This window comes from Microbacterium sp. JB110 (assembly GCF_003335195.1).
In the GTDB taxonomy this organism is placed as follows: domain Bacteria; phylum Actinomycetota; class Actinomycetes; order Actinomycetales; family Microbacteriaceae; genus Microbacterium.
The window spans coordinates 213,924-234,820 of the sequence record NZ_QPGM01000005.1 but is presented as its reverse complement, the minus strand read 5'-3'; the positions used below and the strand labels follow the sequence as shown (position 1 = coordinate 234,820).

The following is a 20,897-nucleotide window of genomic DNA, read 5'->3' as shown; positions in this document are numbered from 1 at the left end:
TGTGCCGACCCGCGGCACCGGCCCGCTGCGTGCTCGCGTGTGCCGAGCTGCGGCTCCCAAGACCCCGCCGCGCGCTCCAGTGCGCCGAACTGCGGCACCGTCGAACGGGAAGCGCGATCTCCCCCACCCGAGCCGCCGACACAGCAGAACGCACCCGGCACGGGGCCGGGTGCGTTCTGGAAGCAGTGCGGGTCAGCGCTGGTGCGTGGCGCCGGATCGCGCGTGGATCGGCAGCGCCATCGCCAGGCACACGCAGATGATGCCGAGCGCGAAGACGAGCGCGGATACGAACCCGACCGTGATGAACGGCATGAAGGCCACACCGAACAGCGCGATTCCGCCGACGAACAAGATAATGCTGAGCAGGAACATCTCGCGCCCTTTCTGAAGCTTGCGCTCCACCCTAACCGTTCGCCTCCCCCATCCGAAAACATCCGACTCGAGACCCGATGCTCGCCGTTGACAACTATTGGTTTGAATCGCAAACTACTTTGCATGGACCAGATGCCGGACGACGAACCGCAGGACGACGGCGCAGTCGACGCGGCCGAGATGGCGCGGGTGATGGAACAGCAGCAGCGCGCCCTCGCCGTCCGCACCTCGCGCCTCGGCGGCACCCTGCTGGTGATCTGGGGCGTGGTGTGGGTGGCGTGCTACGCACTGAAGTGGAGCGAATCCGGCGCGCTCGGCGGCAACCCGCTGTTCCGGCTCCCATCGACGGCAACCGACATCGTCATCGCCGCCGTCATATGCACCGCACTCGCCGCTTCCGGGTTCATCGGGGCCAGAATGGGCCGCGGGATGCGCGGGCCGAGCGCCCGCTCCGGCGCCCTGTACGGCTGGACGATCTCGATCGGCACCGCGGTGGTGGTGATGTTCACGGTCGCCCTGGATCGCTCCGGTGTGGACGAGCAGTCCCTGGCTCTCGTGTTCCCCGGGGCGTTCACGATTGTGTTCGCCACCCTCTACATGGTCGGCGCCCCGCTCAGCGGCACGCGCACGCCTTTCTTCGTCGGTCTTCTGCTGTGCCTCGCAGTGCTCGTGGCCACCACCGTCGCGGTGCCGCACCACTGGCTCGTGTACGCCGTGTCGGGATGCACCTTCTTCTTCGCCGCCGCTCGCTCGGGCCGTGTCGCCGCTCCCATGGCCGGTGCGTGAGATGGCGCTCGATCCCGTCATCCACGCACCCGTTCGCCTGCGTATCGTCACCCTGCTCGCCTCGACCCTGCCCGATCCGGCCGACGAACTTCCGTTCCTGCAGCTGCAGCGGGAGCTCGACCTCACCGCAGGCAATCTGACCACCCACCTCACCCGCCTCGAGGACGCAGGATACGTTGCGATCTCGAAGGGCTTCCAGGGACGCAAGCCGGTCACCCACGTCGCGCTCGCCCCCGCGGGTCGGCTCGCGTTTGCGACGTACCGCGAGGAGCTGCTCGCGATGCTGAGCGCTCCATCACGGAGAAGGGGCGACCGATGACCGATTCCGCGCGGCGCTTCCGACCCCCGTCCGGGCGCGAGACGACCTCGCCGCATGAACCTCCACCGCCGGATGGCGCGACGGATGGCGTCGGGCCGACCGACCTGCCGGTACGACCTCGCGGTCGCGCCGCGTCCCTCCGCGGAGCGACGGAACACCGTGGGCGGCCTGCGCCTGGCGGCGTCGACCGGCGGCGGATGCATTCGATCGCCGCCCCCACACCGTTCGAACCGCGCGATGCGTGGACGGTTCTGGTCATCCGGATCGCGCTGATCGTGCTGGCAGCGCTGGCGGGCGCCCTGATCCTGCTCGTTGCCAACGACCGCTGGGCGCTCCCGCCAGGGTCACTGCTGGCGACCTGGACGATCATCCCCGTCAACATTCTGACGTGGGTCGTCGTCATCCGGATTCTGCGACGCCGCCGGGTGCGCATTCGGGACATGCTCGCGCCTGGTCCGCGCGGCGTCTGGGTGGACGTCCTGTGGGGTCTCGCCTGGCTCGCTGCGCTCTACCTCCCCTTCGCCGGCGCGCTGATCGGCACGCTCGCGCTGTTCGAGTCCGACCCGTTCACCGCGTTCGAGACCGCCTTCGCCTCCCCGCACACCCTCGTCGACGTGCCTGCCGCTCTCGCGCCGCTGATCGCCATCGGTGTGTTCGTGCTGTTCGCCCCGCTGAACGCGCCCGTCGAGGAACTCGCCTTCCGCGGCATCGCCCAGCGCGGCCTCGGCGGCTGGACCGGGGTGGTCGTCCCCTCGCTCGCCTTCGGGTTCCAGCACGCATGGTTCGCCGCGACGTGGAGCGCGGCGGCTGCGATGTTCGCCGCCTTCGTCGTCTGGGGGCTGGGCTCGGCGCTGATCGTGCGCTTCCAGGGCCGGCTCCTGCCGATCCTCGTCGCGCATCTCATCGTGAACGTGCTGACGAGCGCACCCGCGCTGCTGTTGCTGTTCATCGACATCGGCTGATCGGAACGAACCCCCGCGGCGCCTGTCGAGATCCCACAACCGGTTGGAACCGGCGCCTGGACGGCCATAGCGTGACGGCATGAGCACTCCCCTGCCAGGCGATCGCACAGAGAAGTACGACGTCACCGCCCCCGCCGACACCGACTACTACGAGGTCTTCGCCGACGTCGCCGGCTCCGATCGCGAGGCGTGGCGTCGCGCGCGCACCCTCGTCGACGAGACCGGCGAACGGATGCTCGCCGCCTGGGACGCGTCGGAGTATCCGGTCGAGGTCGTCCCCCGGATGGGCGAGCTCGATCTCATGACGGACGGCATCGATCATCCGGGGCTCACGCACCTGTCGCCGCTGGCGGCCGGCCTGGTGAACATGGAGCTCTCCCGCGGCGACGGTTCGCTCGGCACGATCCTCGCCGTGCAGGGCGGGCTGGCGCTGCGCACGCTCGCGCTGTTCGGCAGCGACGAGCAGAAGGCCCGCTGGCTGCGGCCGCTCGCCGACGGCACCGTGCTCGGTGCGTTCGCGCTGACCGAGCCGACGCACGGGTCGGACTCGACCTCGCTGGAGACGGTCGCGACCAGGGACGGCGCCGGATGGATCATCCGCGGTGCGAAGAAGTGGATCGGCAACGGGGCATCCGGCGGGATCACCTTCGTGTGGGCGCGCGTGGCGTCGCCAGGCGATCCAGACGACGGCGCGGTGCGGTGCTTCCTCGTCGAGCAGGACGTCGACGGCTACGAGGCGAGCGTGATCGAGGGGAAGGTCGCGCTGAGAGCGATCCACCAGGCGCACATCCGGCTGCACGATGTGCGGGTCTCTGCGGATGCCGTACTGCCTGGCGCGCGTTCGTTCAAGGACACCTCGACCGTGCTGTTCGCCACGCGATCCGGCGTGGCGTGGTCGGCGCTGGGGCACGCGACGGCCTGCTACGAGGCCGCGCTGGCATACGCGTCGGCCCGCGAGCAGTTCGGCAAGCCGCTGGCGAGATTCCAGATGGTTCAGCAGCGACTCACGGAGATGCTCGCGCAGCTGACCTCGATGCAGCTGTTCTGCCGGCGCCTGGCTGACATCGAGGCGGCGGGACAGCTGCGGCCCACGCAGGCGTCGCTGGCGAAGTTCCACAACACCCGCACGGCGCGCGACATCGCCCGCACCGCCCGCGACATGCTGGGCGGCAACGGCATCCTGCTCGAGAACCGCGTCATCCAGCACCTGGCCGACATCGAGGCCATCCACACCTACGAGGGCACAGAAAGCGTCCAAGCGCTCCTGATCGGCCGAGACATCACCGGCGTCGGCGCCTTCGCATAGCGCTGATTCTTCATTTCTGGCACATCTCCGGGTGGGTACACCACCGGAGATGTGCCAGAAATGAAGAGTTATGCGCTCGGACGACCGGCTCGGCGGACCTGCGACAATGGGCGGGTGCGAGCAACGGTTGTCGGGAGCGGTCCGAACGGGCTGGCTGCGGCTGTGGCGCTTGCCCGCAGCGGGTACGAGGTCACAGTGCTCGAGGCCGCCGATCATGCCGGCGGTGGGGTCGCGACGACGGAGATGACGCTGCCGGGCTTCCGGCACGACGTCTGCTCCGCCGTGCACCCGATCGCGCTGACCTCTCCGTTCTTCCGCGCCGCGGGCCTGATGGACACCGTCGACTGGATCGTGCCCGAGATCTCCTACGCGCAGACGATCGCACCGGGTCGTTCGGCGATCGCGTGGCGCGACATCGAGCGCACCGCAGCGGGCCTCGGCGCCGACGGCACCGCATGGCGCCGGATGCTCGGCCCGCTCGCGAAGCGGATCGGCGGCGTCGTCGACTTCACAGGCAACAACATGGTGCGCGTCCCGCGCGATCTGCTCACCACCATCCGGTTCGCCCTGCGCATGCTCCCGACGGGCACTCCGCTCGGCCGCAGCGTCCTGCGCACCGAGGAGGCGCAGGCGCTGCTGACCGGCGTGCTCGCCCACGCCAACACTCCCCTGCCGTCGCTGGCGGGCGCGGCAGCCGGGCTGATGCTCGCCGCGCACGGCCACGCCGAGACCGGATGGGGCTACCCCCGCGGCGGGGCGCAGTCGATCGCCGATGCCCTCATCGCCGACCTCACCGCGCACGGCGGCCGCGTCGTCACAGGCGAGCACGTCCGCGACCTGGCGTCCCTCGATTGGGGGGATCCCGCATCCGGCGACGTGCTGATGCTCGACACGTCGCCGAAACTGGCACTGACACATCCGGATGTGCCGTCGTCGTACGCACGCGCGCTGGATCGCTACGCATACGGGCCGGCAGCGGCGAAGGTCGACTTCGCGCTCGACGGCCCCGTTCCGTGGGCCGACGAGGCCCTCGCGCTCTCCCCCACCGTGCACGTGGGCGGCACCCGCGCCGAGACGGAGGCGAGCGAGAACGCCGTCGCGCGCGGTCGTATCAGCAAGGCTCCGTACGTGCTGGCGGTGCAGCCGTCGGTGCTCGACGCGACCAGGGCGCCGGAGGGCAAACAGGTGCTGTGGGCGTACATCCACGTGCCGAACGGCTCGCCCGTCGACCCGACCGAGCTGATCACCGCGCAGATCGAGCGCTTCGCTCCCGGCTTCCGCGATCGCGTGATCGCCTCGCACTCCGTGCCCGCGAACGCCCGCGAGGCGGAGAACCCGGCGGCGCTCGGCGGCGACGTGCTCGGCGGCGCGTTCACGCTGATGCAGGCGTTCCGGCGCCCGGTGATCTCGCCTGCGCCGTGGCGCACGCCGATGCGCGGCGTCTATCTCGCCTCGGCGTCGACCCCGCCCGGCCCCGGCGTGAACGGCATGGCCGGCTGGTTCGCCGCGCGCACCGCGCTGCGCGACCGCGGCATGCCGTCGACCCTGTCGCACGTGTTCGCCTGACCGCACAGTTCTTCAGTCTCCCGCTTTTCCGCAGCTGCCCGCAGAGGAAAAGGCGGAGACTTGAAGAGTTGCGGGGGTGGACCGGCGTGTGCGCGGCGGGCAGGATGGGCGCATGGCGCACGAGATCCCGCAGCCGATGCTGGCGAAGGCCGTTCCGGATGTCCCGGATCCGGCGAAGACGGAGGGCGGGCTGCTGTACGAGCCGAAGTGGGACGGCTTCCGCGTTCTCGCCTCGTGGGACGGTGACTCGGTCGAGCTCGGATCGCGCGGCGCCAAGCCGCTGACACGGTACTTCCCTGAACTCACCGATGTCCTGCCGCAGCTGCTCCCCCGCCCCTGTCTCATCGACGGGGAGATCGTCGTCGCCGAAGGCGGACGACTGAGCTGGGAGGCGCTGAGCCGACGGATCCATCCTGCCGCCTCCCGCGTGGCGACGCTGTCGGCCGAGACGCCGGCGATGATCGTCGCCTTCGACCTGCTGCGCGACGGCGACGAGGATCTCATGGGCCTTCCCTTCCGCGAGCGCCGAGCACGCCTGGAGTCGCTGTTTGCCGGCGTGCCGTCGCCGATGCACCTCACGCGCGCCACCACCGATCCGGAACGTGCTCGCGAGTGGTTCACGCGCTTCGAGGGTGCGGGGCTGGACGGCGTCGTCGCCAAGCCGCTCGCCGATGCGTATGCGCCGGGCAAGCGCGCCCTGTTCAAGGTCAAGCATTCACGCACGGCCGATGTCGTCGCCCTCGGCTACCGCGTGCACAAGAGCGGCCGCGGGGTCGGCTCGCTGTTGGTCGGCCTCTGCGACGCCGATGGCGAGCTGCGCAACGTCGGTGGGGTCTCGGCGTTCAGCGACGCGCGCCGACTCGAGCTGGTCGACGAGCTCGAACCGCTCGTGGAGCGCGACGACGCAGGCGACGCGGTCCGCGGCGAGACCGATCACAATCGGTTCTCCTCCGGCAGGGACGTCTCATTCGTGCGCCTCCGCCCCGAGCGCGTGCTCGAGGTGAAGTACGACCAGCTGGAGGGGCAGCGCTTCCGGCACACCGTGCAGTTCCTGCGCTGGCGCGACGATCGCGAGCCGAGTTCGTGCACCTACGACCAGCTTGACGTGCCGGTGTCGTACGCGCTGTCGGATGTGCTGACCGCACCGGGCGAGGCGGGAGATCCGGCCTGACGCCGAGCGTCGGAGGCGCGACCTACTTCTTCGCGCGCGAGGGCTGCACGCGCGGGGGCTCTCCCGGCATCTTCGGGAAATCTGGCGGGAAGGGCAGCTCGCCGAGCCCGTCGTCGAGATCGCGCTGCCACCACTGAAGCAGCGTCTCGATGCGGCCGGGGCGTTCGGCGAAGCCGGCCCAGGGGTCGCCCACGTCGCGCAGCCGCTCGGTCACGGTCCGGATGGTGAAGGCATGCGGGTCAAGGCCGTCGAGCTCATCCCAGGTCACCGGCGTCGACACCGTGGCCTGCGGCAGCGGCCGCGGACTGTAGGCACCGGCCATGGTGCGGTCGCGGTTGGCCTGGTTGTAGTCGACGAAGATCCGATCGCCGCGCTCCTCCTTCCACCAGTTCGTCGTGACGCGCTCGGGCATCCGGCGCTCCAGTTCGCGCCCCGCGGCGATCACGGCGTGACGGACGTCGAGGAACTCCCATTCCGGATCTATCGGACAGAAGGCGTGGATGCCCCGGTTCCCGCTGGTCTTGACCCACAGTTCCAGCCCTGCCTCGGCCAGCACCTCGCGCATGCCGTGTGCGGCATATACCACGTCGGCGAAGTCGTTTCCCGGCTGCGGGTCCAGGTCGATGCGCAGTTCGACCGGTCTGTCGGTGTCAGAGGCGAGCGACGCCCATGGATGGAACACCACGGTGTTCATCTGCGCGGCCCACACGATGGCGGCCGGCTCGGTGAGCACGAGCTGGCGGTGCCGCCTGCCGCTGTTGTACGTCACGGGAACGGACTCGACGTAGTCGGGTGCCCCCTTGGGCGGGTTCTTCGAGAAGAAGCTGTCGCCGTCGACGGAGGCGGGGAAGCGCTCCAGCGACACGGGTCGGTCACCGTTGTGCGCGAGGAAGGGCTCGGCGACCGCGATCAGGTACTCGGCGAGGTCGCGCTTGGTGATCCCGGCCTCCGGCCAGACCTCCCGGCCGGGGCTCGACAGCGAGATCTCGCGCCCGCCCGCCTCGAGCGTGATTCGTTCCGAAGCCATGCCCCCGAGCGTATGCCGCCCGCCCGCCGAGCGGTACCCCGCCCCTCCCCCGCGCTTCCCCCTGCGCACGGCCCGCGCCGCAGGCTCGCGAGATGCGCACTCCTCGTCGAGATGCGCCGCTCAGGACGCATCTTCGGACGAGAAATGCGCATCTCGGCAGCCGCGTGCGGGGTCAGAGTGCCGCGACCGCGGCCTCGGCAACCGACTGGTCCTGTGCTCCCGTACCGCCGCTGACACCGACCGCGCCGACCACCGCACCGTCTCGGGTGAGCGGGATGCCGCCGGCGAAGATGGCGACGCCGCGGCCGTGGGCGTTGGTGGTGTGGATGCCGAAGAACTGCTGGGTCGGCTGCGCGTTGTCGCCGAGATCCTTCGTCGAGATGTCGAATGCCTTCGACGTCCACGCCTTGCTCATCGAGATCTCGATGCTGCCGATCCACGCACCGTCCTGCCGAACGTGGGCGACGAGGTTGCCGCCGGCGTCGACGACGGCGATGTTCATCGGCTGACCGATCTCGTCGGCCTTGGTCTCGCCCGCGGCGATGATGCGTCGAGCGTCCTCCAGATTCACGGACATGTCGTTCCTCTCCTCCGTGCCGCGCGTCACGCGGCGTTGATGTAACCATTGGGGTCGAGCACGTACTTCTTCGCCGCGCCGCCGTCGAACTCGGCGTATCCGCGCGGAGCGTCGTCGAGCGAGATCGGTGTCGCGTTCACCGCCTTCGCGATCTGCACCTTGTCGTGCAGAATCGCCTGCATCAGTTGGCGGTTGTACTTCATCACCGGGCACTGCCCCGTCGCGAACGACAGCGACTTCGCCCAGCCGAGCCCGAGCCGCAGCGACAGCGATCCTTCCTTGGCCGCGTCGTCGACGCCGCCCGGATCGCCCGTCACATACAGCCCGGGAATGCCGAGGGCCCCGCCCGCCGCCGTGATGTCCATCAGCGAATTCAGCACGGTCGCCGGGGCCTCGTGCGAGGCGTCGGAGCCGTGCCCGCGCGCTTCGAAGCCGACGGCGTCGACGCCCGCGTCCACCTCCGGCACGCCGAGGATCTGCTCGATCTGATCCCGCGGGTCGCCCTTCGACACGTCGACGGTCTCGCACCCGATCCCCCGCGCCTGCGCCAGACGATCGGCATTGAGGTCACCGACGATCACCGCCGCCGCGCCGAGCAGCTGCGCGCCGACTGCCGCCGCGATGCCGACGGGGCCGGCACCCGCGATGTACACGGTCGAGCCGGGGCCGACGCCCGCGGAGTACGCGCCGTGGAACCCGGTAGGGAAGATGTCGCTCAGCATCGTCAGGTCGAGGATCTTCTCCAGCGCCTGATCCCGGTCGGGGAACCGCAGCAGGTTCCAGTCCGCGTAGGGCACGAGAACGTACTCGGCCTGCCCTCCGACCCATCCGCCCATGTCGACGTACCCGTATGCCGAGCCCGGTCGATCCGGGTTCACATTCAGACAGATTCCTGTCTTGCCCTCCTTGCAGTTGCGGCACCGTCCGCACGCGATGTTGAACGGCACAGAGACGATGTCGCCCACCGAGACGAACTCCACGTCGGGGCCGACCTCCACGACCTCGCCCGTGATCTCGTGGCCGAGCACCAGACCGGCAGGCGCCGTCGTGCGACCGCGGACCATGTGCTGGTCCGATCCGCAGATATTCGTCGCCACGGTGCGCAGAATCGCTCCGTGCGGCACCTTCCTGCCGACGTTGGCCGGGTTCACGCCCGGCCCGTCCTTCAACTCGAACTCGGGATACGGGGTGTCGATGACCTCGACCTCTCCCGGCCCCTTGTAGGCAACAGCCTTGTTCCCCGGCATGTTCGCGCTCCCGTTCCGCGGCATCGTCGCCGCTGCGTGTGAGTCTTCCCTGTCCGAACGGACGGGTGAATCACCCGCCCGGGCCGTTCCGCCCGCCCGTTCGTGTGGGTACGCTCGGAAATATGCCCGATGGCGGAGCAGATTGCACGAGAGACACCCTGCGGGAGCTCTCGGAGACGGTGATGGCGCCCCCTGCCGTCCTGCCCGATCGGTTGTCTCACCTGTTGGCTCCGTTCGCGCCGCACGACGCGCTCGTGATCCTCACGGCCGACGTCGATGGCGGGCACCGGCGCGGGGCGGGCGATGAGTCCTTCGTCCGCGGCGTCTCCTACCTCGATCTCGATGAGCGTCGGCGCGCGATCCGTTCGGGCAGCGCGCGTCGCGACCAGCTCGACGTCGCCGGACGCACGGTGCCGATCCTGCTGGCCGTCTCCCGGAACGGCGCGGTGCTGGTGCTCGCCGGAGCGCGTCCGGATCCGCACGGCGAGGCCACCGTGCTCGATCTCTGGAACATCGTGAGCCTCCGGATCCAGGAGCTCGCCGATCACGCGCCTCCCGACTACCTCCGCCACGCCAGATACTCCTCAGGCGAGCGCATGGAGGCACTCGCCGAGCTCGGCGCCGAGTACTCCACGACACTCGAGACGGTTCTCGCCTCGCTCCGATCCTCCAGGCTCGACAACGGCGCCGCGCGCCAGGCGGCTACGGCGATCGCCACCGAGGGCCTGGTGCACCTGCGCACCGCCAGCGACCGCGCCCGCACGGCGACCGAGGAGCCCGTGACAACGGCGTTCGACCGGCTGCGGGACGATCTCAGGCCCCTGATGCGCTACCGCGAGATCGACGTGCAGTTCGTCGATCCGCCCGTCGACGGACGTCCGCTGCCGAGCGAGGTCGCCCACGGCGCGCGGGCCGTGGTGCGGGGCGCGATCCTGGTCATGATCGATGATCCGGATGTCTCACGCGTGCGCGCGCAGTGGGACTGCGACGGCACCAACCTGATCATCGGGCTGCGCGACGACGGCGACGGCGGGCTGTCGACGGATTCGAGTCGGCTGCATCTGATCACGGATCGCGTGCACGCGCTGCGCGGCCGGATCGATGTCGATATGACGCCCGGATGGGGAACCGAGATCTCCGTCGTGATTCCGTTGGACCCGCCGCACGCGCGGGGGATGCGCCCCACCACCTGGTCGCTCGGAGACCGCGAGAGCGACGTGCTGGCGCAGATCGCATCCGGCGCCCACAACCGCGAGATCGCTGCCGACCTCGGGATCAGCGAGAACACGGTGAAGTTCCACATCGCCAACCTGTACCGGAAGATGGGCGTGTCGAACCGTGCCGAGGCGACCGCGACCTATCTGTCACAGATGCGCTTCGCCTGACGTCGGCCCGCGAGTTGCGCACTCATTCGACATCCGGGCGTCGAGAACGGCGCAACTCGAGGAGATGTGCGCATCTCGGCAGCCGGGCGCGGGTCACCGCGCTGCGGTCACTCCGCGATGGCGATGACCGGGGCGAGCTCGTCGCGGGTGAGGGTCATCAGGGGGCCTGCGGGGTCGATCAGCAGGCCGCCCAGCTGCGGGTGGTCCTTCAGCATCTTGGCGATCTTGTCCACGGCGAGCGGCATGGCCTTCTCCGGCCGTCCGAGCGCCACGACCTCGAGCGGGTGCGAGAACACCTGCAGCAGTCGCGTTCCGTCGGCCAGGCGCGCCTCGGCGATGCCGAACTTCTTCTGCTCGCTCTCTTCGGCGTCGTTGTTCACTTCGCCGACCGCGACCCACACGGGCGGCTTCTGCGCGAGCACCTCCGAGATCTTCCCCGGGGTATCGGCATCACGCGGCTGCGCCAGCAGCGACTTGAGACGCAGCTCGGAATCGGCCTGATCGAATGCCTTCTCCACGATCTCACGGGGCAGCACGGCGCGACGCTGATTCGAGTAGTTGTCGACGATGATGCCGGCGAAGGTGCCGCTGAGCAGGTGCCGGACGAGCGCAGGCGTCGGCTGTGCGACGGCCGAGGTCTGCGTGTCGCCGTCGGCCTTGACGGCATCGCGCAGTGCGGCCCCCGAGCTGAACACCATCATGTAGTCCTTGTCGCCGGCCTTGGCGACGCCGAACGTGACCTGTCCGCCCTCCGAGAGCGTCTTGCGCGCGTCGCCCTGCACGCGCAGATAGAGGTGGCCCTGCAGCATCTGCCGGATGACGCCCATCACCTGGGCACCGGTCGGCTTCTCCGGCAGCGCGGCGAGAGCGTCTCGCACCAGCGCGTTGTCGCGCAGCCCGGGAACCGTCTCGACCTGGGTGGGAGGAGCGGCGGGGGCGCCGGGCAGCGGCGGACGGGCGGCCGGCTGCTCGGTCGGGGCGGGCTCGCGCTCCTGCGCGGGAGCGGCCTCTCCGCCCGTCGAGCCGAGGCCCTGGAACGACGTCATCGAGATGTTCACCGACGGAGCCTCGTCCGCCGATGCGTTCGCGGCATCCGGATGCTCGGGCGCGGCTTCCGACGTTCCGTCGCCGGCGGCATCCGGCGCGTCCGGGCTCTGCGCGCCTGCGACCGGTTCGTCCGGTGCGGCTTCATCTTTCTTCGAGTCGCGGTCGTTCTTCTTCTTCCGTGAGAACAGGCCCATGCGTCCCAGCCTACGGCGTGAACACGGGACGGTCTTCATGCGACCGGCGCCGACGGCGCGTGCGCGTCAGATCTTCTCGAACGGTGCCACTTTGATCAGGAGTTTCTTGGCGCCGGCCTCGTCGAAGCGCACGTGTGCGACACGCTTGGCGCCCAGACCCGTGACGGTGTCGACCGTGCCCTCGCCGAAGTCGTCGTGGCGCACCCTGTCGCCCGCGGCGAGTTCCATGTCGCCGTTGTCGCGCACCTTGCCCGTGACGCGGTTGGGGAACTTGTCGAGCGAGGTCGACTTCGGCTTCAGCCCGCCGCCGGGGCCGAGCGGTGTGACGCCGAAGCGGTCGCCGCCAGCCGGCCGCCGCGCGTTCAGCGCCCGAGACTGCGTTCCGCCGCGGGAGTTGACATCGCCAGGCGACTGGCGCCAGTCGATCAGACCGGCGGGGATCTCCTGCAGGAATCGGCTGGGCATCGCGACCGTCACCTCGCCGAACTGTGCGCGCGTCATCGCAAGGGAGAGGTACAGAGACCTGCGCGCACGGGTGATGCCGACGTAGAACAGGCGTCTCTCCTCCTGCGGGCCCCCTGGTTCGCCCGCGGAGATGCGGTGCGGGATGAGATCCTCTTCGACGCCGGTGAGGAACACCGTGTCGAACTCGAGGCCCTTCGCAGTGTGCAGCGTCATCAGCGACACGGCTCCCGACTCGTCGTCGAGGTCGTCGGTGTCTGCGACGAGGGCGACCTCCGTGAGGAAGTCGATGAGCGTGCCCTCCGGATTGTTGCGCGCGAACTCGCGCGTGACGGCGACGAACTCGTCGAGGTTCTCGACCCGTGCTTCGTCCTGCGGGTCGCGCGACGCGCGCAGGGCATCGAGGTAGCCGCTGTTGTTCAGCAGCAGCTGCACCCCCTCCGTCACGGAGCTCGGCGGCGGCGTCTCCCCCGACGACGGCAGCATGACCTCGCGCGCCGCGTTCAGCACATCGTCGAGGTGCGCGATCGCCCTGCGCAGCTTCGGACCGACGCCGAGCTGCTCGGCGTGCGCGAGCGCCTCGCGGAAGGAGATGTCGTTGTCGGCGGCGAACTGAGCGATCTGCGTCTCGGTCACCGCGCCGATGCCGCGCTTGGGCTTGTTCAGGATGCGCCTGACCGCCATCTCGTCTGCGGGGTTGGCCACCGCGACGACGTAGGCCAGTGCGTCCTTGATCTCGGCACGGTCGTAGAACTTGGTGCCGCCCATGATCTTGTACGGCACAGCGGAGCGGATGAAGATCTCCTCGAGCGCGCGCGACTGCGAGTTGGTGCGGTAGAACACCGCCATCTCGCTGTAGCGGCGCCCCTTCACGTGCAGTGCTTCGATCTCATCCGCCACGAACTGCGCTTCGTCATGCTGCGAGTACCCGGTGAAGCCGACGACGGCATCACCTGAGCCCTCCGCTGTCCACAGCTTCTTGTCCTTGCGGTCGAAGTTGTTCGAGATCACTGCGTTGGCGGCGTCGAGGATATTCTGGCTCGATCGGTAGTTCTGTTCGAGCAGTACGACCTTGGCGCCGGGGAAGTCGCGCTCGAACTCGCTGATGTTCCGGATGTCCGCGCCCCGGAACGCGTAGATCGACTGGTCGGAGTCGCCGACGACGGTCAGCGCCGCACCGTCGCGCTCCGGAATCAGCGCGACCGCGCCGCCCGCGTCGACCTCGCTCTGCACCGGACGGGTGAGCTCGTGGATCAGCGAGTACTGTGCGTGGTTGGTGTCCTGGTACTCGTCGACCAGAATGTGCCTGAACCGCCTGCGGTACACATCGGCCACATGCGGGAACGCACGGAACAGGAACACCGTCTGCCCGATCAGATCGTCGAAGTCGAACGCGTTCGCCTTCCGCAGCCGACGCTGGTAGTCGCCGAACATCTCGACGAACACCCGCTCGGCCGGGTCTTCGCGACTCACGGTGCGGGCGTACGACTCCGCATCGTGCAGTTCGTTCTTCAGCTTCGAGATCTTCGACTGTACGCCGGCCGGAGTCAGGCCCAGTGCGTCGGCCTCGTGATCCTTCACGATGCGCTTGATCAGCGCGCGCGAGTCGCCGGAGTCGTAGATGGTGAACGACTTCGTGAACCCGAACTGCTCGGCCTCGCGCCGCAGGATCCGCACGCACGCCGAGTGGAACGTGGAGATCCACATGCCGCGAGCACTGTCGCCGACGAGCTGTTCCACACGCTCGCGCATCTCCTGCGCGGCCTTGTTCGTGAACGTGATCGCGAGGATCTGGCTGGGCCAGGCCTCCCGCGCACGAAGCAGCGAGGCGATGCGGTGCGTGAGCACACGGGTCTTCCCCGAGCCGGCCCCCGCGACGATCAGCAGTGCGGGGCCGCGGTACTCCACCGCGTCGCGCTGCGGCGGATTGAGCCCGTCGAGCAGAGGGTCGCTCCCTGCCAGCGCACGGTCGGAGTCGGCGGGCAGGATGAGCGGCGAGGAAGCGTCTGACATGGCTCCCCAAGTCTAAACGCGGCCACCGACATCACGATCGAGCCATTGCGCCTGTGCAGCAAGGGTGCCACTATCACAACTACCCAGAGCGTGCCCGGGGAGAATCGCCGTTGAACAGTGTTCACAGCTTTTCCGTAATCAAATCGAGATATGTTCAGCCCGTGGAGTACATCTCCTCGCGGGGTCGTCGCATGATGTGACGCAACGACACCACGAGGGAAGAACGAACAACGTCGCGGGCGAAGGCCCGCGCAGGGGAACCAGTATGTCGAACAAGACCGGACCACTAGAGCAGGACAACCAGCGCCTCGCCGATGCCGTGTACGAGCGCATCGGAGAGGCCATCATCGATGGCGCTCTGGAGCCTGGCTCCCGCATCCGGGATCAGGAGATCGCTGCCGACCTCGGCGTCTCGCGCATGCCGGTCCGAGAGGCACTGCAGCGACTCGAGCGCATCGGCCTCGTCGAGATGTCCGCCAGCAGATTCACCCGGATCACCGAAGTCTCCGAGCAGGACATCGAGGACGCGATCGAGTTCCTCGGCTACCAGGCCGCCGCTGCCACGCGGATGGCGACGCCGCGGATGACCGAGGCTCAGCGGGAGCGTGCCGCAATGCTCGCACGAGCCGTCGTCGCCTCGTGCGACGGGCCGAACCCGGATGATCCAGAGACCCTGCAGCCGCTGTTCCAGGCGCTCAACGCCCTCTGGTCGCACCTGGCGGTCTCCAGCGGAAACATGATGTTCTCGCGCACGCACAGCGAGGCCTGGTTCGCGCTCGAACGCGCTTACCGCGGCCGCCGTCGGCTGACGCAGCCGCTCGATGCGATCCGGCGCGACTTCGAGAAGCTCGCTGCGGCGATCGAGGCCGAGGACGTCGACGAGGCCGAGCGTCTCGTCCGCGTGCAGTTCAAGATCACCGAAGGCTGACTCAGCCGCGCGAGTGCCTACGATTCCCGCGAGTGCCTACGCAATGTCGTAGGCACTCGCGAAGTACGTAGGCGTTCGCGGGTGCCCGGCCGTCACCTCAGGAAGAGTTCTGCACCGAGGTCGGTGTGGTCGACGAAGACGCCGTCGACTCCCGCGTCGCGGATGAGCGACCACTCCGCCTCGTAGTCGCCGAACGCCGCCTTGCCGCCTCCCGCGCGGAAGCGCTTGGCCAGGAAGGCGTTCTCCGGTCGGCATGTCCAGGTGTAGACGACGAGGCCGCGCGCGTGGGCGGCCTCGACCAGCGCAGCTCCCGCGCGAGCCGTGGCATCCGGACCGAGGATCATCGACTTGGCGACGCTGATGCCGTCGAACCCGGCCACCCAGCGATCGAGCCCGGCCGGCTCGACGATCTCGGCGTAGGTGGGCGCGTCCGCGCCGCGTTCGATCATCATGTCGACCGGTGAGCCCGTCGCCTCGAGCAGGAAGACGTACTGCGCCTCGGTCTCCCGTGCGCGCATCCGCTCGAGGACCGACGGTTCGAAGGACTCGATCGTGACCGGACGCCCCGGCCCCGGCCATCCGGATGCGCTCAGTTCGGTCGCGACCAGCGCGCCCAGGTCGGAGCCGATCGAGCGGAAGTACGCGTCGTGCTTGATCTCGACGACGACGCCGATCTCGCGGCCGGTGCGGCGTGCCCCGTCTGCGGCGATCTCGAGCACGTCGCTCAGCCGGAGCATGGGCTCGTACCCGTCGTGCTGCGCGCTCTCCGGCCGCAGCGTCGGAATCCGTTCGCGCAGTCGCAGGGTCTGCAGCTCCGCCCAGGTGAAGTCCTCGGTGAACCAGCCCGTCATCGTGTGACCGAGGAACGACTTCGTCGTACGGCGGTCGGCGAACTCCGGATGGCTTGCCACGTCGGTCGTGCCGGAGATCTCGTTCTCATGCCGCACGACGAGCACGCCGTCTCTGGTGGCGACGACATCCGGTTCCACAGCGTCGCACCCCATGTCGATGGCGAGCTCGTAGGCCGAGCGAGAATGCTCCGGACGGTAGCCAGAGGCACCACGATGGGCGACGAGGAGCGGGCGCGTTGCTGGCATGCACACCAGAGTAGTTCTCTGCTCGCGAACGGGCGCACGATCCCCGCAATGACAGGCCACGCATAGCGAAATCCGGTTATCCTGGATACACGTCGGCGTGATGCCGCCGTCATCGACCCTTGGAGTGTGACCACAACCATGGCCAGACCCGGTTTCAACAATCCTGTCTTCCAGCCGCAGGGCGCATACGGCACGTCCCTGCAGCCGCCGGCGCAGGCCGGCTACGGGCAGCAGTCGGGCCAGTTCCCGCAGCAGGCCCAGGGCCAGCAGGCCTATCCCGGATATGCCCAGCCCGGCATGACGCCCGCACAGCAGGCCGGCATCGAGGGCGCCTATGCCGCGCCCCCGGCCGACGCCGTCGACACGGGCCGCATGACGGTCGAGGACAGCGTCATCAAGACCGTGATGCTGTTCGCCGCGATGCTCGTCACCGCCGTGATCGGCTGGATGTGGACGCTCGGCGGCGCCCTCAGCACCGCTGCAGTCGCCCCCGACGACATCTCGATGGTTCCGTGGATCATCGGTGCGCTCGGCGGCTTCGTGCTCGCGATGGTGAACATCTTCAAGAAGAGCCCGTCCGCACCCCTCATCTTCGCGTATGCACTGTTCGAGGGGCTGTTCGTCGGAGGCATCTCCGCCTACTTCGAGTTCATCTTCCCCGGCGTCGTCATGCAGGCGACGCTCGCCACGGTCGCCGTGTTCGCTGTGACCCTCGCGCTGTTCGCCAGCGGCAAGGTGCGCGCCACGAAGAAGGCCACGAAGGTCTTCATGATCGCGATGTTCGGGTACCTCGCGTTCTCGCTGCTGAACGTCGTCCTGATGTGGACGGGCGTGAATGACAACGCGTTCGGGCTGCGCTCGATGGAGGTCTTCGGCATCCCGCTCGGCGTGATCATCGGCGTGTTCGTGGTGATCATGGCGGCCTACTCGCTGGTGCTCGACTTCGACCAGATCCAGCAGGGAGTCCGCAACGGCGCCCCGCGCAAGTACGGCTGGCAGGGTGCCTTCGGCATCATGGTCACCGTCGTCTGGCTCTACGTCGAGATCCTGCGCATCGCCGCGATCTTCTCGTCCAGCGACTGACTCTCGCTGACCGAACGAAGGCCGCTCCCGCTCCGGGAGCGGCCTTCGTCATCTCTGCCGCAGCGCTCAGCCGCGGCCGGCCGCCTTCGCCTGCAGCAGTGCCCGCTCGCGGTCGTTGCCCGCCAGATTCGCCGCGGTCGCGAACTCCGAACGCGCCTCCTCCTCCCGGCCGAGCCGGAGCAGCAGCTCGCCCCGGGTCGCGGGGAACAGGTGGTAGCCGCGCAGCGCCTCGCCCAGCGAGGGTTGGTCGAGAATGCGCAGCGCGGTCGCCGGACCGGTCGCCATCGCCACGGCTGCCGCTCTGTTCAGTTCCACCACGGGTGACGGTGCGACCCTGCCCAGTGCCTCATAGAGCACCACGATCCGATCCCAGTCGGTGTCGTCGAAGGTCTCCGCGACCGCGTGGCACTCCGCGATCGCGGCCTGCAGCCCGTATGCGGTGCGACCGCTGCCGAGCGCGTCGGCCATGGCGAGCGCTGCACGGCCCCTCGCGATGCGGCCCCGGTCCCAGCGCCTCCGATCCTGATCGGCCAGCAGCACCGGATCGCCGTTCGCGTCCGTCCTGGCCGGGAAGCGCGCGGCTGTGAGCTCCATCAGCGCCAGCAGGCTGTGCACATCCGGTTCCTTCGGCACCAGCGAGGCGAGGGAGCGACTGAGCCGGATCGCCTCGGTGCCGAGCTCAGGACGCATCCAGTCGGGCCCGTTGCTGCTCGTGTGCCCCTCGTTGAAGATCAGATACAGCACTCCGAGCACGGCTCCCAGCCGCTCTGGCTGTTCCTGACTCGGAGGCACTTCGAACGGCACCTTCGCTGCGGACAGCGTCTTCTTCGCCCGCACGATGCGCTGCTGAACAGTTGCCACAGGCACGAGGAACGCCCGAGCGATCTGCTCCGTCGTCAGGCCGGCCACCACTCGAAGCGTCAGCGCCACCCTGGCCTCACGCGAGAGCACCGGATGGCACGAGACGAATATGAGGCGCAGCACGTCGTCGTCGATGACGTCGGGGTCCCACGGGTCGGCGTCCAGCGCCTCGGCCTGCTCGCGTTCCAGGTCGTGGGCGAGCACGGCGAGTCGCTCGTCGAAGCGCTCCCGCCGACGCCAGCCGTCGATCGCCCTGCGCTTGGCCGTCGTCGTCAGCCATGCCGCGGGGTTGCGCGGCACGCCATCGATCGGCCACTGCTTCAGTGCGTCCACCAGTGCGTCCTGGGCGAGGTCCTCCGCAAGGCCGAAGTCGCCGACCGTCCGGGTGAGGGTCGCGACGATCCGCGCCGATTCCATCCGCCAGACGGCGGCGACGGTGCGCTCGGTCACCTCGACCGGGGCGGAGCGCACCGTCTTCCTCGTGGTCATGTCACTGCTGGGCGCGCTTGGCCTGCTCCTCGCGCCAACCCTCTTCCTTCTGGATCCACTCGTTGTCGGCGGGGAAGTCCTCCATCTCGGTCACCCGACGCACCTCGAGGAAGGCGCCTGCCCCGAGAGGCGCGCGCTTGGCCCATTCCACGGCTTCTTCGCGCGCGGAGACCTCGATGATCCAGAACCCGTTGAACAACTCCTTGGTCTCACCGTACGGTCCGTCCGTGACCAGGGGAGCCTCCGCTGAGAAGTCGACGACGAAGCCCTCCTCGGCGTCGGTGAGTCCTTCGCCAGCCAGCAGCACACCGGCCTTCATCATCGACTCGTTGTACTTGCCCATCGCTTCGATGATCTGCTCGAACGGGATGTCCTGGTATGCCTCGACACCCGAGTCGTCCGCGCGCATGATCAGCATGAACTTCATGATGGTTCTCCTTCGATTGCGGGGCCGCGATTCGACCCTCTCACTGAAGACGTCGAACGGGAAGAGACCCGATCGACATGCTGGCGGAACTTTTCTGCAACGGTGCTCCGATTGTCCGGCCGGGCGGTCAGCGACGGGGAGGCGCGGCGACAACGTGCCGGACGGCCTCGGCGAGGGCGTCCATCGCGGCATCGGCCGACCAGCGCCGCGCGGCATCCGGCGCCTCGCGCGCGAGGCTCACGCGCAGCTGCTCATCGCCCATCACGCTCCGGATGGCATCGGCCAGCGCCCGCTCGTCGCCAGGCGGCACCAGCACTCCCCCGCCTGCGGCGAGCGCGTCGGCAGGACCGTACCGGATGTCGTACGCCACCACAGGGCAGCCGTGCGCGAGCGCCTCGACGACGGCGAGGCCCTGGCCCTCGTACTCGGTCGAGGTGACGAACAGCTCCGCCGCGTCGAGCGCCGCACCGGGGTCGGTGGTCGGCCCTCGCAGGGTGACGCGCTCGCCCGCGCCGAGGTCGTCGATCAGCTGCTGCAGCCGCGCGCGCTCCGGCCCGTCGCCGTAGATGTCGAGGCTCGTGCCCGTCACGTCGGCGGCGAGGAAGGCCCTGATCGTGTGGTCGACGCGCTTTCCTGGTGCGAGGCGATTCATCATCACGACCAGGCCGCCTGCGCGTTCGAGCGCCGGCTCATCCGGAATCTGCACGCCGTTCGGCACCACGAGGTGGTTGTCACCGCCGAAGCGCTGAGCCACGTCGTCGCGCTGCGCGGCGGTGGGCCAGGCGACCGCGTCGAATCGGTGAGCCAGCGCGAACCAGCGCTCCCAGAGCGAGTTCAGCGGGGCGTCCGGCGTGAACGGCGGCTCGACGTGCATGGTGTGGATGGTGTGGATGATCCGGATGCCGGGGTCCGACCAATCCGTCAGGAGCTCACCGAGCTGGCGCGACTCGCAGATCACCACGACAGGCAGATCGGCGCTCTCCCGCAGCCGGGCGACGATGTGTTCGAGCCACGCGCGGTACAGCCCGCCGAAACCGGCGACGATGCCTGCCTCGCGGCCATCGGCTTGATAGACGACGACGGGAGCCGTGCTCAGGTGCCACCCGGATGGATCGGGCACATTCGGCAGCGCCGCGAGAGGGCGCCCGGCGGCATCCGGGATCTCGCGGTACTGCAGCGACGCGTCGCGCTCGCCAGGCGCCGCGGCCGCGAGCAGCCAGGATCTGTCCTCCCCTGCCTCATCGAACAGGTTCATCAGTGCGGCGGACGCCTCGACGCCGTTCCCTGTCAGGGCATCCGGATTCCCGAGCTGCCCGCGGCGGGCGAACTCCGCCCGGTGTGCGGCGTGGTCGGTGGCTGTTCCTGGATCGAAGGTCAGCAGTCGCACGGTCCGCACCCCCGCAGCGGCCATGTGCGCCGCGCGCGCCAGCGTCGCGATCGTGTAGCCGCCGTCGAGACCGGGGATGAGCCTGCTCGACAGGATCAGATAGTGCGCGTCGGGGAAGGTAGTCATCGATCCGCTGCTCGCTTCCTTCCGCGTCTCGCCCGCTCCGAGAGGAGCATCACCGCCCGGATCGG

General features: G+C 69.0%; 19 protein-coding genes. 9 read left to right on the top strand and 10 right to left on the bottom strand.

Annotation, left to right across the window (positions count from 1 at the left end; translation table 11 throughout):
- Window positions 1-192: 192 nt before the first annotated feature.
- Window positions 193-402 carry a hypothetical protein gene (locus tag CIK77_RS10925; RefSeq protein WP_087054010.1) on the bottom strand — a complete coding sequence of 70 codons (210 nt, stop codon included), beginning with the start codon at window positions 400-402 and terminating at the stop codon, window positions 193-195.
- 93 nt (window positions 403-495) lie between these two features.
- Between CIK77_RS10925 and CIK77_RS10920 the strand changes: the two genes are divergently transcribed.
- From CIK77_RS10920 to CIK77_RS10895, 6 genes are all read left to right on the top strand, one after another.
- Entirely contained in the window at window positions 496-1,158 is a 663-nt protein-coding gene (locus CIK77_RS10920) for a hypothetical protein (protein ID WP_087054011.1), read from the top strand.
- A gap of 1 nt (window position 1,159) precedes the next feature.
- Window positions 1,160-1,477: a transcriptional regulator gene (locus CIK77_RS10915; protein WP_087054034.1), complete on the top strand. Its 318-nt coding sequence runs from the start codon at window positions 1,160-1,162 to the stop codon at window positions 1,475-1,477.
- Between the two features lie 197 nt (window positions 1,478-1,674).
- A complete protein-coding gene (locus CIK77_RS10910; protein ID WP_170934049.1) occupies window positions 1,675-2,439 on the top strand; it encodes a CPBP family intramembrane glutamic endopeptidase in 765 nt (254 codons plus the stop codon).
- A gap of 79 nt (window positions 2,440-2,518) precedes the next feature.
- A complete protein-coding gene (locus CIK77_RS10905) occupies window positions 2,519-3,745 on the top strand; it encodes an acyl-CoA dehydrogenase family protein (protein ID WP_087054013.1) in 1,227 nt (408 codons plus the stop codon).
- Between the two features lie 60 nt (window positions 3,746-3,805).
- Complete coding sequence (locus CIK77_RS10900; protein ID WP_087054014.1) at window positions 3,806-5,311, top strand: phytoene desaturase family protein; 1,506 nt, start codon at window positions 3,806-3,808, stop codon at window positions 5,309-5,311.
- A 112-nt stretch (window positions 5,312-5,423) separates the two neighbouring features.
- Entirely contained in the window at window positions 5,424-6,482 is a 1,059-nt protein-coding gene (locus CIK77_RS10895; protein WP_087054015.1) for an ATP-dependent DNA ligase, read from the top strand.
- Window positions 6,483-6,504: 22 nt separating this feature from the next.
- Here the strand turns inward: CIK77_RS10895 and ligD are convergent, their stop codons facing one another.
- The 3 genes from ligD to fdhA form a co-directional block, all read right to left on the bottom strand.
- The gene (gene ligD / locus CIK77_RS10890) at window positions 6,505-7,509 is read right to left on the bottom strand and encodes a non-homologous end-joining DNA ligase (RefSeq protein ID WP_087054016.1); all 1,005 of its coding nucleotides are present in this window, start codon (window positions 7,507-7,509) and stop codon (window positions 6,505-6,507) included.
- A 172-nt stretch (window positions 7,510-7,681) separates the two neighbouring features.
- Window positions 7,682-8,086 carry a GlcG/HbpS family heme-binding protein gene (locus tag CIK77_RS10885; protein WP_087056733.1) on the bottom strand — a complete coding sequence of 135 codons (405 nt, stop codon included), beginning with the start codon at window positions 8,084-8,086 and terminating at the stop codon, window positions 7,682-7,684.
- Window positions 8,087-8,112: 26 nt separating this feature from the next.
- Window positions 8,113-9,333, bottom strand: a complete 1,221-nt coding sequence (gene fdhA / locus CIK77_RS10880) for a formaldehyde dehydrogenase, glutathione-independent (RefSeq protein ID WP_087056744.1) — start codon at window positions 9,331-9,333, stop codon at window positions 8,113-8,115.
- A 182-nt stretch (window positions 9,334-9,515) separates the two neighbouring features.
- On the opposite strand from fdhA, the gene CIK77_RS10875 reads away from it, so the two are divergent.
- On the top strand, window positions 9,516-10,718 hold the full coding sequence (locus CIK77_RS10875; protein WP_249268756.1) for a helix-turn-helix transcriptional regulator: 1,203 nt from the start codon (window positions 9,516-9,518) through the stop codon (window positions 10,716-10,718).
- A gap of 107 nt (window positions 10,719-10,825) precedes the next feature.
- On the opposite strand, the gene CIK77_RS10870 is transcribed toward CIK77_RS10875, so the two are convergent.
- Together CIK77_RS10870 and CIK77_RS10865 are read right to left on the bottom strand one after the other, a co-directional pair.
- A complete protein-coding gene (locus CIK77_RS10870; RefSeq protein ID WP_170934279.1) occupies window positions 10,826-11,959 on the bottom strand; it encodes an SseB family protein in 1,134 nt (377 codons plus the stop codon).
- Window positions 11,960-12,025: 66 nt separating this feature from the next.
- Complete coding sequence (locus CIK77_RS10865; protein WP_087056736.1) at window positions 12,026-14,434, bottom strand: ATP-dependent helicase; 2,409 nt, start codon at window positions 14,432-14,434, stop codon at window positions 12,026-12,028.
- Window positions 14,435-14,699: 265 nt separating this feature from the next.
- On the opposite strand from CIK77_RS10865, the gene CIK77_RS10860 reads away from it, so the two are divergent.
- Window positions 14,700-15,362 (top strand): GntR family transcriptional regulator, encoded by a 663-nt coding sequence (locus CIK77_RS10860; RefSeq protein ID WP_114347252.1) that lies wholly within the window; start codon window positions 14,700-14,702, stop codon window positions 15,360-15,362.
- Window positions 15,363-15,454: 92 nt separating this feature from the next.
- Here the strand turns inward: CIK77_RS10860 and CIK77_RS10855 are convergent, their stop codons facing one another.
- A complete protein-coding gene (locus CIK77_RS10855) occupies window positions 15,455-16,459 on the bottom strand; it encodes a glycerophosphodiester phosphodiesterase family protein (protein ID WP_087056737.1) in 1,005 nt (334 codons plus the stop codon).
- A gap of 138 nt (window positions 16,460-16,597) precedes the next feature.
- Between CIK77_RS10855 and CIK77_RS10850 the strand changes: the two genes are divergently transcribed.
- The gene (locus CIK77_RS10850) at window positions 16,598-17,542 is read left to right on the top strand and encodes a Bax inhibitor-1/YccA family protein (protein ID WP_087056738.1); all 945 of its coding nucleotides are present in this window, start codon (window positions 16,598-16,600) and stop codon (window positions 17,540-17,542) included.
- Window positions 17,543-17,608: 66 nt separating this feature from the next.
- Here the strand turns inward: CIK77_RS10850 and CIK77_RS10845 are convergent, their stop codons facing one another.
- The 3 genes from CIK77_RS10845 to CIK77_RS10835 form a co-directional block, all read right to left on the bottom strand.
- On the bottom strand, window positions 17,609-18,892 hold the full coding sequence (locus tag CIK77_RS10845) for an RNA polymerase sigma factor (protein ID WP_087056739.1): 1,284 nt from the start codon (window positions 18,890-18,892) through the stop codon (window positions 17,609-17,611).
- A 1-nt stretch (window position 18,893) separates the two neighbouring features.
- The gene (locus CIK77_RS10840) at window positions 18,894-19,319 is read right to left on the bottom strand and encodes a YciI family protein (RefSeq protein WP_087056740.1); all 426 of its coding nucleotides are present in this window, start codon (window positions 19,317-19,319) and stop codon (window positions 18,894-18,896) included.
- A gap of 127 nt (window positions 19,320-19,446) precedes the next feature.
- Complete coding sequence (locus CIK77_RS10835; protein WP_087056745.1) at window positions 19,447-20,832, bottom strand: glycosyltransferase; 1,386 nt, start codon at window positions 20,830-20,832, stop codon at window positions 19,447-19,449.
- Window positions 20,833-20,897: the final 65 nt, after the last annotated feature.

Excerpts from the sequence above, each read along its gene's own strand:
- CIK77_RS10905 (WP_087054013.1), top strand. The coding sequence starts at position 2,519 with ATGAGCACTCCCCTGCCAGGCGATCGCACAGAGAAGTACGACGTCACC.
- CIK77_RS10835 (WP_087056745.1), bottom strand. The coding sequence starts at position 20,832 with ATGACTACCTTCCCCGACGCGCACTATCTGATCCTGTCGAGCAGGCTC.
- CIK77_RS10915 (WP_087054034.1), top strand. The coding sequence starts at position 1,160 with ATGGCGCTCGATCCCGTCATCCACGCACCCGTTCGCCTGCGTATCGTC.
- CIK77_RS10885 (WP_087056733.1), bottom strand. The coding sequence starts at position 8,086 with ATGTCCGTGAATCTGGAGGACGCTCGACGCATCATCGCCGCGGGCGAG.
- CIK77_RS10910 (WP_170934049.1), top strand. The coding sequence starts at position 1,675 with ATGCATTCGATCGCCGCCCCCACACCGTTCGAACCGCGCGATGCGTGG.
- CIK77_RS10860 (WP_114347252.1), top strand. The coding sequence starts at position 14,700 with ATGTCGAACAAGACCGGACCACTAGAGCAGGACAACCAGCGCCTCGCC.
- CIK77_RS10855 (WP_087056737.1), bottom strand. The coding sequence starts at position 16,459 with ATGCCAGCAACGCGCCCGCTCCTCGTCGCCCATCGTGGTGCCTCTGGC.
- CIK77_RS10865 (WP_087056736.1), bottom strand. The coding sequence starts at position 14,434 with ATGTCAGACGCTTCCTCGCCGCTCATCCTGCCCGCCGACTCCGACCGT.
- CIK77_RS10920 (WP_087054011.1), top strand. The coding sequence starts at position 496 with ATGGACCAGATGCCGGACGACGAACCGCAGGACGACGGCGCAGTCGAC.
- fdhA (WP_087056744.1), bottom strand. The coding sequence starts at position 9,333 with ATGCCGGGGAACAAGGCTGTTGCCTACAAGGGGCCGGGAGAGGTCGAG.
- CIK77_RS10845 (WP_087056739.1), bottom strand. The coding sequence starts at position 18,892 with ATGACCACGAGGAAGACGGTGCGCTCCGCCCCGGTCGAGGTGACCGAG.
- ligD (WP_087054016.1), bottom strand. The coding sequence starts at position 7,509 with ATGGCTTCGGAACGAATCACGCTCGAGGCGGGCGGGCGCGAGATCTCG.
- CIK77_RS10850 (WP_087056738.1), top strand. The coding sequence starts at position 16,598 with ATGGCCAGACCCGGTTTCAACAATCCTGTCTTCCAGCCGCAGGGCGCA.
- CIK77_RS10870 (WP_170934279.1), bottom strand. The coding sequence starts at position 11,959 with ATGGGCCTGTTCTCACGGAAGAAGAAGAACGACCGCGACTCGAAGAAA.
- CIK77_RS10900 (WP_087054014.1), top strand. The coding sequence starts at position 3,806 with ATGAAGAGTTATGCGCTCGGACGACCGGCTCGGCGGACCTGCGACAAT.
- CIK77_RS10840 (WP_087056740.1), bottom strand. The coding sequence starts at position 19,319 with ATGAAGTTCATGCTGATCATGCGCGCGGACGACTCGGGTGTCGAGGCA.
- CIK77_RS10875 (WP_249268756.1), top strand. The coding sequence starts at position 9,516 with ATGGCGCCCCCTGCCGTCCTGCCCGATCGGTTGTCTCACCTGTTGGCT.
- CIK77_RS10895 (WP_087054015.1), top strand. The coding sequence starts at position 5,424 with ATGGCGCACGAGATCCCGCAGCCGATGCTGGCGAAGGCCGTTCCGGAT.